Source organism: Croceibacterium soli (assembly GCF_009828065.1).
GTDB lineage: Bacteria > Pseudomonadota > Alphaproteobacteria > Sphingomonadales > Sphingomonadaceae > Croceibacterium_B > Croceibacterium_B soli.
In genome coordinates, this window is record NZ_WTYK01000010.1 from 65,203 (window position 1) to 79,083 (window position 13,881).

At 68.6% G+C, this 13,881-nt stretch carries 10 protein-coding genes; 3 read left to right on the top strand and 7 right to left on the bottom strand.

All coding sequences use genetic code 11. The annotated features are described in order from the left end of the window. Window positions 1-28: 28 nt before the first annotated feature. The 6 genes from atpD to GRI75_RS13980 all read right to left on the bottom strand — a co-directional run bounded on the left by atpD (window position 29) and on the right by GRI75_RS13980 (window position 7,283). Window positions 29-1,486, bottom strand: coding sequence for a F0F1 ATP synthase subunit beta (gene atpD, locus GRI75_RS13955; RefSeq protein WP_160747613.1), 1,458 nt, complete (start codon window positions 1,484-1,486; stop codon window positions 29-31). Between the two features lie 27 nt (window positions 1,487-1,513). After that, the gene (locus GRI75_RS13960) at window positions 1,514-1,852 is read right to left on the bottom strand and encodes a hypothetical protein (RefSeq protein WP_160747614.1); all 339 of its coding nucleotides are present in this window, start codon (window positions 1,850-1,852) and stop codon (window positions 1,514-1,516) included. A 26-nt stretch (window positions 1,853-1,878) separates the two neighbouring features. Beyond that, entirely contained in the window at window positions 1,879-2,751 is an 873-nt protein-coding gene (locus GRI75_RS13965) for a F0F1 ATP synthase subunit gamma (protein ID WP_160747615.1), read from the bottom strand. Window positions 2,752-2,881: 130 nt separating this feature from the next. Next, window positions 2,882-4,411, bottom strand: coding sequence for a F0F1 ATP synthase subunit alpha (gene atpA / locus GRI75_RS13970; protein WP_160747616.1), 1,530 nt, complete (start codon window positions 4,409-4,411; stop codon window positions 2,882-2,884). 14 nt (window positions 4,412-4,425) lie between these two features. Beyond that, window positions 4,426-4,980 carry a F0F1 ATP synthase subunit delta gene (locus GRI75_RS13975; RefSeq protein ID WP_160747617.1) on the bottom strand — a complete coding sequence of 185 codons (555 nt, stop codon included), beginning with the start codon at window positions 4,978-4,980 and terminating at the stop codon, window positions 4,426-4,428. Window positions 4,981-5,741: 761 nt separating this feature from the next. Beyond that, window positions 5,742-7,283: a S1C family serine protease gene (locus GRI75_RS13980; protein ID WP_160747618.1), complete on the bottom strand. Its 1,542-nt coding sequence runs from the start codon at window positions 7,281-7,283 to the stop codon at window positions 5,742-5,744. A 122-nt stretch (window positions 7,284-7,405) separates the two neighbouring features. Between GRI75_RS13980 and ada the strand changes: the two genes are divergently transcribed. After that, a complete protein-coding gene (gene ada, locus GRI75_RS13985) occupies window positions 7,406-8,434 on the top strand; it encodes a bifunctional DNA-binding transcriptional regulator/O6-methylguanine-DNA methyltransferase Ada (RefSeq protein ID WP_407925149.1) in 1,029 nt (342 codons plus the stop codon). Between the two features lie 242 nt (window positions 8,435-8,676). Here the strand turns inward: ada and GRI75_RS13990 are convergent, their stop codons facing one another. Continuing rightward, window positions 8,677-10,842 (bottom strand): primosomal protein N', encoded by a 2,166-nt coding sequence (locus tag GRI75_RS13990; RefSeq protein ID WP_160747620.1) that lies wholly within the window; start codon window positions 10,840-10,842, stop codon window positions 8,677-8,679. A 67-nt stretch (window positions 10,843-10,909) separates the two neighbouring features. Between GRI75_RS13990 and GRI75_RS13995 the strand changes: the two genes are divergently transcribed. Both GRI75_RS13995 and cobT read left to right on the top strand, forming a co-directional pair. After that, entirely contained in the window at window positions 10,910-11,602 is a 693-nt protein-coding gene (locus tag GRI75_RS13995) for a DUF4197 domain-containing protein (RefSeq protein ID WP_160747621.1), read from the top strand. A 134-nt stretch (window positions 11,603-11,736) separates the two neighbouring features. After that, on the top strand, window positions 11,737-13,560 hold the full coding sequence (gene cobT, locus GRI75_RS14000; RefSeq protein WP_160747622.1) for a cobaltochelatase subunit CobT: 1,824 nt from the start codon (window positions 11,737-11,739) through the stop codon (window positions 13,558-13,560). Window positions 13,561-13,881 lie beyond the last annotated feature (321 nt).

Genomic DNA, 13,881 nt, shown 5'->3' on the forward strand with positions numbered 1-13,881 from the left:
TCCTCCGAAGAGGAGGGGCTCACGGTGCTCAGGCCTCGTCGGCCATCTTCTTGGCCTTCTCGACGGCTTCTTCGATGCCGCCGACCATGTAGAAGGCCGCTTCCGGCAGGTGGTCGTACTCGCCGTCGACCACCGCCTTGAACGACTTCACGGTGTCTTCGAGCTGCACGAACTTGCCGGGGATGTTGGTGAACACTTCGGCCACGTGGAACGGCTGGCTGAGGAAGCGCTGGATCTTCCGGGCACGGGCCACGGTGATCTTGTCCTCTTCCGACAGCTCGTCCATGCCCAGGATGGCGATGATGTCCTGCAGGCTCTTGTACTTCTGCAGCGTTTCCTGGACCTTACGAGCCGTTTCGTAGTGCTCCTGGCCGACGATCCGCGGTTCGAGAACGCGGCTGGTCGAGTCCAGCGGATCGACCGCAGGGTAGATGCCCAGTTCGGAGATCGCGCGGTTCAGCGTGGTCGTCGCGTCGAGGTGGGCGAACGAGGTGGCAGGCGCCGGGTCGGTAAGGTCGTCGGCCGGCACGTAGATCGCCTGGACCGAGGTGATCGAGCCCTTGTTGGTCGAGGTGATGCGTTCCTGCAGGTTGCCCATGTCGGTCGACAGGGTCGGCTGGTAGCCCACCGCCGAGGGAATGCGGCCGAGCAGCGCCGACACTTCCGAACCCGCCTGGGTGAAGCGGAAGATGTTGTCGACGAAGAACAGCACGTCCTGGCCTTCCTCGTCGCGGAAGTATTCGGCCATCGTCAGGCCCGAGAGCGCGACGCGGGCGCGGGCGCCCGGCGGCTCGTTCATCTGGCCGAACACGAGAGCAACCTTGGAGCCTTCGCTGGTGGCGTTGCCGTCGGCGTCCTTGGCGATGACGCCGGCGTCGAGGAACTCGTGGTAGAGGTCGTTGCCTTCGCGGGTGCGCTCACCCACGCCGGCGAACACGGAAACGCCGCCGTGGCCTTTCGCGATGTTGTTGATCAACTCCTGGATCAGCACGGTCTTGCCCACACCGGCGCCGCCGAACAGGCCGATCTTGCCGCCGCGCGCATAAGGCGCGAGCAGGTCGATGACCTTGATGCCGGTGACGAGGATGGCGCTTTCGGTTGACTGGTCGACGAAGGCCGGTGCCTCGGCGTGGATCGGCGCGCGCCGGTCGGCATTGACCGGACCGCGCTCGTCGATCGGCTCGCCGATCACGTTGAGGATGCGGCCGAGCGTCTTCGGGCCGACCGGCACGGAGATCTGTGCGCCGGTGTTGACGACTTCCTGGCCCCGGGTGAGGCCGTCGGTACCGTCCATAGCGATGCAGCGGACGGTGTTCTCGCCAAGATGCTGGGCGACTTCGAGCACCAGGCGGTTGCCGTTGTTGTCGGTCTCCAGCGCGGTGAGAATCGCCGGCAGCTCGCCGGGGAAGCTCACGTCGACGACGGCGCCGATGACCTGGGCGATGGTGCCGTTGGTGGTTTGGTTGAGCACGGGTGCGGTGGCCATTGGAATTTCCTGACTAGTTAGATCGCGTCACTTGGCAGCGCAGGCGGCCTCGGCATCGATGACCCACTCACCGTCACCGGGAGCGAGCTCGGTCTTGTTCCGGCGGTGTTCGTCGTCGCCCAGGCCGTATTCGCAGACGAAGCCTTCCTGGCCGAAGCCCTTGGAACGGCACAGCGAAGTGCTCACCGGCTCGGCGGAGGGGCAAGCCTTGGCGTAAGCTTCGGCGAAAACGGCCTCGTTCGGCGCCGGGAGGGTCGGCGTCGGCGCGGCGACCGGAACCGGGGTGGCGACCGGTGCGGGCTCGGAGGCTTCCGAATCGCAGGCCGCGAGGGCGAGCAGGGCGGTGATCAGGACAATCTTCTTCACGGTACTACGGCTCCGATAACTTCTGCTTACAGCGCTTCCGCGCCGGCAATGATCTCGATGAGTTCGGTGGTGATCGCGGCCTGGCGGCTGCGGTTGTACTGGATGGTGAGCTTCTTGATCAGCTCGCCGGCATTGCGGGTCGCGTTGTCCATCGCGGTCATGGACGCGCCCTGTTCGCTGGCCTGGTTCTCCAGCAGTGCGCCGAATATCTGCGTCTTGAGATAACGCGGCAGCAGCTCGGCGAGGATTTCCTCCTCGTCCGGCTCGTACTCGACCGCGGCATCGCTGGCCGCGGCGACCTTGGGAGCAGGCACGGGGATGATCTGCTGCTCGGTCGGGATCTGGGCGAGGGCCGACTTGAACCGGCTGAAGAACAAGTGGGCGACGTCGAACTTGCCCGCCTCGAACATCTCCATCAGCTCGGTGGCCACGCGCTCGGCTTCGTTGAAGCCGGGCTCGCGCACGTCGGTCGTGTCGAACATCTTGCCGATGTTGCTGGGGAACGCGCGGCGGATCGGCGCGCGGCCCTTGCGGCCGATCAGGTAGAACTCGACGTCCTTGCCCTGCTCGCGCAGCTCGCGGGCCTTGCTCAGCGCGGCGCGGACGATGTTCGAGTTGAACGCGCCAGCCAGGCCCTTGTCGCTGTTGGCCACGACCAGCAGGTGGCGCTGGTCGGCGCCGGTGCCGCGCAGCAGCAGCGGGGCATTGTCCTGCCCGGCGATCTTGCCGGCCACGCTGCCCATCACGGTGCTCAGGCGCTCCGCATAAGGACGCGCGGCTTCGGCCGCGGCCTGCGCCTTGCGCAGCTTCGCCGCGGCGACCATCTGCTTGGCCTTGGTGATCTTCTGGGTCGACTTGACCGAGTTGATCCGACCTTTGAGTTCCTTGAGGCTTGCCATTGCTGCCCTAACTCATTCCTTGTTCGTCATGCTGGACAGGCTCCAGCATCCATTTTGCCTCACGCGTAGTGCCATCCGGAAAGATGGACCCTGAACCGGGTTCAGGGCGACGGTTCAGGTTGATTACCCCTTAAGCGAACTGCTTGGCGAACGCGTCCAGGGCCGCCTTGGTCTTCTGCTTGGCCTCGTCGCCGAAGTCGCGGCTGTCGCGGATCAGCGTGAGGACGTCGGCATGGTCCGAGCGCATGAAGGACAGCATGGCCGACTCATACTCGGTCACGCGCTCCACCGGAACGGTGTCGAGATAGCCGTTGGTGCCGGCGAAGATCGACACGGTCTGCTCTTCGAACGGCATCGGGCTGAACTGCGGCTGCTTGAGCAGTTCGGTCAGGCGCGCACCGCGGTTGAGCAGCTTCTGGGTCGAAGCGTCGAGGTCCGAACCGAACTGGGCGAAGGCCGCCATTTCGCGGTACTGCGCCAGCTCCAGCTTGATCGAGCCGGAGACCTTCTTCATCGCCTTGGTCTGCGCGGCGCCGCCGACGCGGCTGACCGAAAGACCGACGTTGATCGCCGGGCGGATGCCCTGGAAGAACAAGTTGGTCTCCAGGAAGATCTGCCCGTCGGTGATCGAGATCACGTTCGTCGGGATGTAGGCCGAAACGTCGCCGGCCTGCGTCTCGATGATCGGCAGGGCGGTCAGCGACCCGCCGCCGCTCGCTTCGTTCATCTTCGCCGCACGCTCGAGCAGGCGCGAGTGCAGGTAGAACACGTCGCCCGGGTAGGCTTCGCGGCCCGGCGGGCGGCGCAGCAGCAGCGACATCTGGCGGTAGGCCACCGCCTGCTTGGAAAGGTCGTCATACACGATCACGGCGTGCATGCCGTTGTCGCGGAAGAACTCGCCCATCGCGCAGCCGGTGTAGGGCGCGAGGTACTGCAGCGGAGCAGGCTCCGAAGCGGTCGCGGCGACGATGATGGAATATTCCATCGCGCCGTTCTCTTCCAGCGTGCGGACGAGCTGCGCCACGGTCGAGCGCTTCTGGCCGACTGCGACGTAGATGCAGTAGAGCTTCTTGCTCTCGTCGGTGCCGGCGTTGGCCTGCTTCTGGTTGATGAACGTGTCGATCGCCACGGCGGACTTGCCGGTCTGGCGGTCGCCGATGATCAGCTCGCGCTGGCCGCGGCCTACGGGCACGAGGGCGTCGATGGCCTTGAGGCCGGTCTGCACGGGCTCGTGCACCGACTTGCGCGGGATGATGCCCGGGGCCTTCACTTCGACGCGCATGCGGTTCACGTCCACGATCGGGCCCTTGCCGTCGATCGGATTGCCGAGCGCGTCGACGACGCGGCCGAGCAGGCCCTTGCCGACGGGCACGTCCACGATGGTGCCGGTGCGCTTGACGCTGTCGCCTTCCTTGATCTCGGCGTCGGAGCCGAAGATCACGACGCCGACGTTGTCGGCTTCGAGGTTCAGGGCCATGCCCTGCACGCCGTTGGCGAACTCCACCATCTCGCCGGCCTGGACCTTGTCGAGACCGTGAATGCGGGCGATGCCGTCACCGACCGACAGCACGCTGCCGACTTCGCTGACTTCCGCATCGGTACCGAAGTTGGCGATCTGGTCCTTGATGACCTTGGAGATTTCTGCGGCGCGGATTTCCATTACTTAGCCTTTCATCAGCCCTTCATGGCCTGGGCGAGCGAATTGAGACGAGTGCGGATCGATCCGTCGATCCGCTTGGAGCCTACGGTGACGACGAGCCCGCCGAGAAGGTCGGGGTCGACGCTGGTCTTGAGCTGCACGGTGCGGCCCTCGCGGGCGCGGAGCTTCTGCTCGAGAGCGGTGATCTGCTCGTCGGTGAGCGCGTGGGCGCTGGTGACTTCGGCGCTGACTTCGCCGCGCTGGGCGGCGGCGATCGCGTGGAACGCCCGAATCATCGCCGGCAGCTCGGCCACGCGGCGGTTTTCCGCCAGCACGCCGAGGAAGTTCTTGGTCAGCTCGGCCATGCCCAGGTGGGCGCCGATGCCGGCCACCACGCGGCCGATCTGCTCGCGGCTCACTTCCGGGTTGCGGATGAGCGCGCGCAGCTCGGCCGATTCGGCGAGCGCGGCCTGCAGCCTGTCGAGATCGGATTCGACCGCCGTGACGGTCCCGGCCTCGCTGGCGAGATCGAACAGGGCACTGGCGTAACGCCCTGCCAGGCTGGCCTTGATACCGGCGGAAATCTCCACGCGAAGGGGTCCTCTTGGCTCCGAAGGAACAGAATATTTGCCTGCCGTAACGGGCACGCAGAAGCGGCCCCCGCAAGGCTGGCGCGCCCCTATCACCCGCTTTCCTACTATGCAACCCGACTCCGGCTAAGGGTTCTCCCGGGGTGTGGGTTAGGGTGGATTTCACTCACGACCCAGCCCATCCCCCGTCACCCTGAACTCGTTTCAGGGCCCATTCCGCCGCTGGGGCGGAGCTTGCTCGTGGGTAGGGCGGGGCCGCCCGTTCCTGTCCGGGCACCCCGGTCCCGGCGGAGCGATGGATGCTGAAACGAGTTCAGCATGACGAAATTGGGAAGGGAGGTGATGAAGGGGGCGCCACCCTCTTTCCCTCCTCGTCACCCTGAACTCGTTTCAGGGCCCATTCCGCCGCTGGGGCGGAGCTCGCCCATGGGCTTGGCGGCGCCGCTCGTCCCTGTCCGAGGACACCGGTCCCGGCGGAGCGATGGATGCTGAAACGAGTTCAGCATGACGGGAATTGGGGAGTAGGTGAAGAAGGGAGCGGCCCGCTGTCCCTCCTCGTCACCCTGAACTTGAAAGAAGGGAGCGTCACCCTCTTTCCCTCCTCGTCACCCTGAACTCGTTTCAGGGCCCATTCCGCCGCTGGGGCGGAGCTTGCTCGTGGGCAGGGCGGGGCCGCTGGTGCCCGTCCACGCGCACCGGTCCCGGCGGAGACATGGATGCTGAAACGAGTTCAGCATTACGGAAGGGGAGAAACCGGGCGGCTACTCCGCCGCCTTGCAACCGTAGACCAGCCGCTCGTTCGGCTGGTCCGGCAGGAGCGACAGGATCGCGGCCTGGCGCGCGCCGAGTTCTTGCGCGGCGTCCTCTCCGGCGGAGCAGGCGGGCGGCTCGTAGGCGCGGCGGGCGTCGCGGACCTGGGCCAGTTCCTCGCGGCTGAGCAGATAGCGCTCCATGCGGTACTCGCCGGTCGCGGGGTCGAAGCGGTTGACGGATACGTGGGATTCGTCGGCCGGGACGAACACCCGGCTCCAGGCGCCGCCTTGCAGCCCGTATTGCGTGCGGCCGTTGACGCAGCCGTCGCTGCTCCACTCGAACGGCACGGTCTCGCTGGCGGCGCCGACGATGCGGCTGCGCGCCGGGTCGAGCGTGCAGACGAGCGCCCCGGCCGCTGCGGGAGTCGGCATGGCGCCGGTCTCGTCGGCCGCCATTTCCTCGCGCAGCATGTCCGCCAGCCGCTCCTCGACTTCGGTGAACGGCGGGCGCATGAACCAGGCGGCGGCGGCGGCGACCAGCGCCGCCACCGCGACGCCCGCGGCGATCCGCCCCTTGCGCGATTCCTCCTGCTCGTGCGCCAGCCACCCAAAGCCGCCGGCGCCGAGAGCGATCACCACCAGCAGCATGGCCAGCGCCAGCCCATTGTCGCGCTCGTCCAGGATCGCGAACTCCACTCCGCGCCGCGCTTCGTCGCGGCGGCGCGCGAGCGCCTGCTCCTCGGCGCGCGCCCGCGCCTCCTCGGCGGAAGCCGCGGCCTGGGCGCGTTGCCGTTCTTCCGCGTCGACGTCGGCCAGGCTGCGGCACGGCATCGCGTTGATCTGCGGAGTGACGCCGTTGGCGCGCAGGAACGGCAGCAGCTCGCGGTTCGATACCGCGAAGTAGAACTCGGCCTCCGCGCTGCCGCTCTCTGCGCCAAAACTGTTGACGCCGATCACCCGTCCGCACTCGTCGACCAGCGGCCCGCCGGAATTGCCGCGGGCGATCGGCGCGGTGTGCAGCAGGGTGTCGAACTGGCGGCTCGGGCGCCGTCCGGCCAGCGATCCGGTCGCCTTCACCGGCGGGGTCGCCTGGAAGATATCGGCCATGCCCAGGCCCTGCGCCCGGTCGACGTTCATCGGGTAGCCCACCGCCGTCACCACGCCGCTGCTGGTCTCCGGATTGCCGGAGATCGTCAGCGGCGGCAGGTTCATGGCCTTGGTCGTGGCGATCAGTGCCAGGTCGTTCCGTTGGCTGACCGAGACCACCCGGCCATAGACCGCCTCCTCCCCGTCCGACGGAACGATGCCGATGAACAGGTTGGGATCGTCCTGCGCCTGCTGGATCACGTGCGAATTGGTCACGATCCGCTCGGGCGAGACGGCGAAGCCGGTGCCGTGCGAGACCGCGATCACGGAATCGCCCTCGTGCTCGACGATCACGATGCGCACCACGCCGCGTGCGGCCGCGTCGATATCCGCCGGGTCCGCCGTCGCAGCGATCGGCGAAAGCAGCGCAAGGAATGCGAACAGGGCGGCCAGGCGGCGGATCATCGGCCAAGCGTCTAGGGCACTCCGCGATTTGAACGCAAGCGACGGGAAGCGCGGGCGGTCCGGGCGGGCTACCCCGCAGTGACTGGCCCCCCGATTGCATCGGGCGCTATAGGAGCATGGACATGATCGACACCGACAAGGCCTGGTCCGCCGTCACCCGGCGCGACCGCTCGTTCGACGGGCGCTTCGTCACCGGCGTGCTGACGACCGGCATCTACTGCCGCCCCTCCTGCGCCGCGCGCCATCCCGCGCGCGGCAACGTGCGCTTCTTCGCCGACGGCGCCGCCGCCCGCGCCGCCGGCCTGCGGCCCTGCAAGCGCTGCCGCCCGGACGAAGTCGCGCGGGACGAGGCGGCGGTCCTGGCCGCGATCGACGAGATCAAGTCGAGTGAAGGCCGCCCCCAACTGGCGGAGCTGGCCGAGGCCGTCGGCTATTCCCCGACCCACTTCCAGCGGGTGTTCACCCGCGCCACCGGCCTTTCCCCCGCCGCCTATGCCCGCGCCTTGCGCGAGGAGCGCGCCCGCGAGGCCCTGAGCGGCGGCGCCTCGGTGACGGAGGCGATCTACGAAGCGGGCTTCGAAGCGCCCTCGCGGTTCTACGATTCGATGGAAGGGAAGCTGGGCATGGCGCCGTCGGCATGGGCGAGGGGCGGGGAAGGCGTGACCATCAACTGGGCGGTTGTGAGCACCAGCCTCGGCCCGATGCTCGTCGCCGCGACGGAGAAGGGCGTCTGCCGCGTCTCCTTCGGCCGCGGACGCGAGGAATTGGAACGCCTGTTCCCGAAAGCCGAGCTGGTCGAAGGCGGCGCGGAGTTCAGCGCCCTGGTGGAGCGCGTGATCGCCGCCGTCGAGGATCCGGCGAGCGGGCGGGGCATCCCGGTCGACGTGCGCGGCACCGCCTTCCAGGAACGCGTCTGGCAGGAACTCCGCCGCATCCCCCCCGGTGAGACCCGCTCCTACGCCGAAATCGCCGCCGCCGTCGGCAGCCCTGGCGCAGTCCGCGCCGCCGGCTCGGCCAACGGCGCTAATCACGTAGCGGTCCTGATCCCCTGCCACCGCGTCGTCCGCTCCGACGGCTCCCTCGGCGGCTACGCCTACGGCCTCGACATCAAGCGCGAACTGCTCGAACGCGAGAAGCCCCGCTCGTCCTGAGCCTACCTGAGACGGCACCGCGACGCCCGTGGTTCGACAAGCTCACCACGAACGGGAAATGGTTTTTCCAGGAAGGGGCAAAAAACCCCTCTCCGTTCGTCCTGAGCCTACCTGAGACGGCAGCGCGACGTCCGTGGTTCGACAAGCTCACCACGAACGGGAGATGTAAGGCTCTTCGACAAAGATCCGTTCGTCCTGAGCTTGTCGAAGGACGCAAGCGCGACCCCCCAAGCGCGCAACGCTCACACGAAGCTGTACGGATCGATGTCCACCGCCACCCGCACCCCCTGAGGGAAGCTCAGCGCGCCCAGCCAGTCGCGGATCACCTTCTGCACTTCGGCGCTGCGCCGGGCGTTGAGCAGCAGGCGGTAGCGATAGCGGCCACGCAGCAGGGCCATCGGGGCAGGGGCGGGGCCGAGGATCATCACGTCGTCCAGCTGCGGGCGGGTCGCGCCGATGCGGTTGGCGGCTTCCCGCGCCTCGGCTTCGTCCTCGCTCGAGACGATAATCGCCGCCCAGCGGCCGAACGGCGGCGCGCCGGCGTGGCGGCGGCCCTCGGTCTCGGCCTCGTAGAACGCCTCGCGGTCTCCCGCAGCCAAGGCGGCGATCACCGGCGCTTCGGGATGGCGCGTCTGGATCAGCACTTCGCCCGGCTTCGACCCGCGACCTGCACGGCCCGACACCTGGGCGATCTGCTGATACGTCCGCTCCGCCGCGCGCAAGTCGCCGCCCTCGAGGCCGAGATCGGCATCGACCACGCCGACCAGCGTCAGCTCCGGGAAGTGGAACCCCTTGGTCACAAGCTGCGTGCCGACGATCACGTCGATCAGCTGCTCCTCCGCCTTGGCCACGAACTCCGCCGCCTTCTCGGGCGAGTTGAGCGTGTCGCTCGTCGCCACCGCCACTCGCGCTTCGGGGAGCACTTCGGCCACTTCGTCGGCGATCCGCTCCACGCCCGGCCCGCAGGCCACGAGACACTCGGGCTCGCCGCATTCCGGGCACAGGGCCGGCGGCTCGGTCTGGTGCCCGCAGTGGTGGCAGGCGAGGCGGCGGCTGAGCCGGTGCTCGACCAGCCAGGCGCTGCAGTTGGGGCACTGGAAGCGGAACCCGCAGTTGCGGCACAGCGTCAGCGGGGCATAGCCGCGGCGGTTGAGGAACAGCAGCGACTGCTCGCCGCGCTCCAGCCGCTCGCGCATCGCCGCCACCAAGCGCGGCGCCAGCCATCGGCCACGCTCCGGCTTCTCTTCCGTCAGGTTGAGGATGTCGATCGAAGGCAGTTGCGCCCCGCCGAAGCGGTCCGCCAGGTCGACTTTCGTGTAGACCCCGCTCTCCGCCATCTGCAGGCTTTCGAGGGCCGGGGTGGCGCTGGCCAGGATCACCGGGATGCGCTCGAACCGGGCACGCATCACGGCCACGTCGCGGGCGTTGTAGCGCACGCCTTCGTCCTGCTTGAAGCTGATCTCGTGCGCCTCGTCGACCACGATCAGGCCGAGGTTGGCATAAGGCAGGAACAGCGCCGAACGCGCGCCGACCACGACTTGTGCGCCACCAGCGGCGATCGCCCGCCAGGCGCGGCGGCGCTCGGTCGACTTGAGCGAGGAATGCCACACGACCGGCGCCGCACCGAACCGATCCTCGAAGCGCCTCAGGAACGCCTCGGTCAGCGCGATCTCCGGCAGCAGCACCAGCACTTGCCGCCCGGCGGCGATCGCCGCGCCCATCGCCTCGAAGTAGACTTCGGTCTTGCCCGATCCGGTGACGCCGTCGAGCAGGAACGGGGCGAAACGGCCTTCCTCTACCGCGGCTACGAACTGCGCGGCGGCCTCCTGCTGGTCCGGGTTCAGCTCCGGCGCGGAGAAGTCGGCGCGGGCGCTGGGATAGGGGCGGTCGCAGTCGACCTCGACCGGCTCCAGCACGCCCTGGTTGACCAGCCCGCGCAGCACGCCTTCGGAGACCCCGGCGATGCTCGCCAGTTCGCGGATCGTCGCCTGCTCGCCTTCGAGCGCCTCGATCGCCGCCTGCCGCTGCGGGGTCATCCGCTCCGGCATTCCGCCGGTCAGGCGGTATTCGGTCATCGTCGCCGGGCCGCGCAACGCGCCGCCGCTCGCCAGCACCATGCGTGCGACCGACGCCAGCGAGGCGCAGTAGTATTCCGCCGTCCATTCGATCAGCCGCCGCAGCTCGGCCCGCAGCGGCGGAACCGGCAGCACGCCCAGCAGCGGGCGTAACTTGCTGTCCGGAACCGGGTTTGTCGGCAGCCGTTCCGATTCCCACACGATGCCGACGATCTGTCGGGGTCCGAGCGGGGCGACCACGACCGAGCCCGGCTCCACCTCCATGCCGTCCGGCACGCGATAGTCGAGCGGGCCGAGTGCGGCGTTGAAGATGAGCAGTCGGGCGCGGTTCATGGGGACCGCCCTATATGGGCGTCGCAAAGGTCGCGCGGCAAGCGCGCCGCACATTGGAGCTGTTGAGATGGTCGAAACCCGTGTCCTTCACCGCCGCCGCTTTATCCTCGGCTCGCTCGTGGCCGCGACGGCGCTGACGCTGCCCGGCTGTGCCAGCTATGGCGGGGGCTTCAGCTTTACCGAGGCGATCCGCCGCCTCCTGGTGATGTCGAGCGAGCGGGCGTTCGTCCGCATGACCCAGCCCGGCGGTTTCTGGGACCAGCAGGTGGCCCAGCTCGGCATGGACCAGTTTCTGGGCCGCCGGGGGAACGTGCTCGGCAACATCCTTACCTCGCCGCTGTTCAAGTCGCGGCTCGAGGACGTATTCGCCGACATCGCGGTGGACGCGTCCTACCGCGCCGCGCCGATCGTCGCCGACACGGTTCGCGCGATCGGCTTCGCCAACGCCATGGACCTGATCCGCGGCGGCCCGACCGCCGCTTCCGCGTTCCTGCGCCAGGAAATGGGCGAGCGCCTGATCGTCGCCATGCTGCCGGAAATCGGCGAGGCGATCCGGATCGCCGAGGATCCGCTGATGGGGCAGCTCCTCTCCGGCCTCACCGGCGTCGACGTCTCCTCCATGACCCGCAACTTCGCCGCCGAGGTCGACAACGTCATCTGGGGCGAGATCGCCCGCGAAGAAGCCACCATCCGCGCCGACCCCGCCGCCACCCACGACCCCGTCCTGATCGGCGTCTTCGGCAGCGCCGGCGCGTACTGAAACACGTCGTCCCGGACTTGATCCGGGACCGCTGGCATCGGGCAGGACCAAGCGGCCAGCGGTCCCGGCGTTCGCCGGGACGACGCGGATCTTCGGGGGTGACACGCTCGCTCCACCATCCATATAGCCCAGCCATGGCCGACGAATCGCCTCTCGACCGCTTCAAGCTCGCGCTGACCGGCGCCGCCCGCGCCGTTGGGCGGGAGCCGGAGGCGGAAGTCTCGTGGTCGCAGGATGCGCCGGCGATGCAGGGCAAGGCGATGCGCGTGCCGATGCCCGGCCGCACTCTGCCGGCGGAGCAGGCGCGGGAGGCGCGCGGCTTCGCCGACAGCTTCGCGCTCAAGCTGCGCCACCATGACGAGCGGCTGCACCAGCGCGGCATGCCGACCGAGCCGGGCGCGCGCGCCGCCTACGACGCGATCGAGCAAGCGCGCTACGAGGCGCTGGGCGAGAACAACTACGCCGGAATGCGCGCGAACCTCGCGGCTTCGACCGACTCCCGCACCCGCTCCGATCCGATCTCTCGCGCCAGCGGGGAGGACGAAGTGCCTCTGCAGACCGCGCTCTCGCTGATGCTGCGCGAAGCGTTGACCGGCCAGCCGATCCCCGAGTCCGCCCGCGCCGGCGTCGAGATGGTCCGCGAATCGATCGAGTCCCGCATAGGCGACGATTTCGAGCGGCTGGCGCTCTCGCTCGACGACCAGAAGGCGTTCCAGTCGCTGTCGCTCGACATGCTGCGCCATCTCGAGCTCGTCGCCACCGACGAGTTCGACGACCTCGGCGACGAGGAAGAGACCGGCGACGAGGAAGAAGGCGGCGAGGAGCAGGACGGCGAGGACGACGACGGCGATGCCGGCGACGAGATGCGCCAGCAGCAGACCACCGCCGAACAGGGCGAAGGCGACGAGGACGGTGAGGGCGAGCAGCAGCTCCCGCAAGAAGACGAGATGACCGAAGGCGAAGTCGGCGACGAAGGCGACGAGGCGATGATGCCGGTCCGCCCGAACCGGCCCTGGACCGAGCTGCCCGAAAGCTTCGACTACAAAGTCTACACCGAGGAGTTCGACGAGATCGTCGAGGCCACCGAGCTGTGCGACTTCGAGGAGCTCGACCGCCTGCGCGCGTACCTCGACAGCCAGCTCACCGGCCTCCAGGGCGTCGTCACGCGCCTCGCCAACCGCCTGCAGCGGCGGCTGATGGCGCAGCAGAACCGCAGCTGGGACTTCGACCAGGAAGAAGGCCTGCTCGATGCCGCGCGGCTCGCCCGCGTGGTCGTCAGCCCCGGCCATTCGCTGAGCTACAAGATCGAGCGCGAGCAGGAGTTCAAGGACACCGTCGTCACGCTGCTGATCGACAACTCCGGCTCGATGCGCGGGCGGCCGATCTCGATCGCCGCGATCAGCGCCGACATCCTCGCCCGCACGCTCGAGCGCTGCGGCGTGAAGGTCGAGATCCTCGGTTTCACCACGCGCGCCTGGAAGGGCGGGCAGGGCCGCGAGAAGTGGCTCGCGTCCGGCAAGCCCGCGCAGCCCGGCCGGCTCAACGATCTGCGCCACATAATCTACAAGAAGGCCGACGAGCCGATGCGCCGCGCGCGCAAGAACCTCGGCCTGATGATGCGCGAAGGCCTGCTGAAGGAGAACATCGACGGCGAGGCCCTGCTCTGGGCGCACAACCGCCTGCTCGCCCGCCCGGAAGACCGCCGCATCCTGATGGTCATCTCCGACGGCGCGCCGGTCGACGATTCGACCCTCAGCGTGAACAACGCCGGCTATCTGGAAACCCACTTGCGCAAAGTGATCGAGTGGATCGAGAAGCAGAGCCCCGTCCAGCTCGTCGCCATCGGCATCGGCCACGACGTGACGCGCTACTACAAGCGCGCGGTCACGATCATGGATGTCGAGCAGCTCGGCGGCACGATCATCGAACAGCTCGCAGGCTTGTTCGAGGCGGAGTGAGGCGCTGAAAATCCTCCCCGGGACGGGGAGGGGGACCATGCGCAGCATGGTGGAGGGGGCCCGGCCACACGCGCGGTGCTGGCGGCGGGCCCCCTCCACCACCGCCTTCGGCGGCGGTCCCCCTCCCCGTCCCGGGGAGGATTTGGATCTGAACCTCAACCAAAATCCTCCCCCTCTGGGGGAGGTGGCATCGCGCAGCGATGACGGAGGGGGCGTGGCCTGGCTCAACCGATCGTCCAGGCCAGGCCCCCCCCCCCCCCCCGGGGGGGGGCCCCCCCCCCAGGGGGGGGGGGGGGGGTTCCCCGGGGCCCGCCGCGGCGG

Coding starts and splice junctions, on each gene's coding strand:
- atpD (WP_160747613.1), bottom strand. CDS start 1,486: ATGGCCACCGCACCCGTGCTCAACCAAACCACCAACGGCACCATCGCC.
- GRI75_RS13965 (WP_160747615.1), bottom strand. CDS start 2,751: ATGGCAAGCCTCAAGGAACTCAAAGGTCGGATCAACTCGGTCAAGTCG.
- atpA (WP_160747616.1), bottom strand. CDS start 4,411: ATGGAAATCCGCGCCGCAGAAATCTCCAAGGTCATCAAGGACCAGATC.
- GRI75_RS13980 (WP_160747618.1), bottom strand. CDS start 7,283: ATGATCCGCCGCCTGGCCGCCCTGTTCGCATTCCTTGCGCTGCTTTCG.
- ada (WP_407925149.1), top strand. CDS start 7,406: ATGATCGACACCGACAAGGCCTGGTCCGCCGTCACCCGGCGCGACCGC.
- GRI75_RS13990 (WP_160747620.1), bottom strand. CDS start 10,842: ATGAACCGCGCCCGACTGCTCATCTTCAACGCCGCACTCGGCCCGCTC.
- GRI75_RS13995 (WP_160747621.1), top strand. CDS start 10,910: ATGGTCGAAACCCGTGTCCTTCACCGCCGCCGCTTTATCCTCGGCTCG.
- cobT (WP_160747622.1), top strand. CDS start 11,737: ATGGCCGACGAATCGCCTCTCGACCGCTTCAAGCTCGCGCTGACCGGC.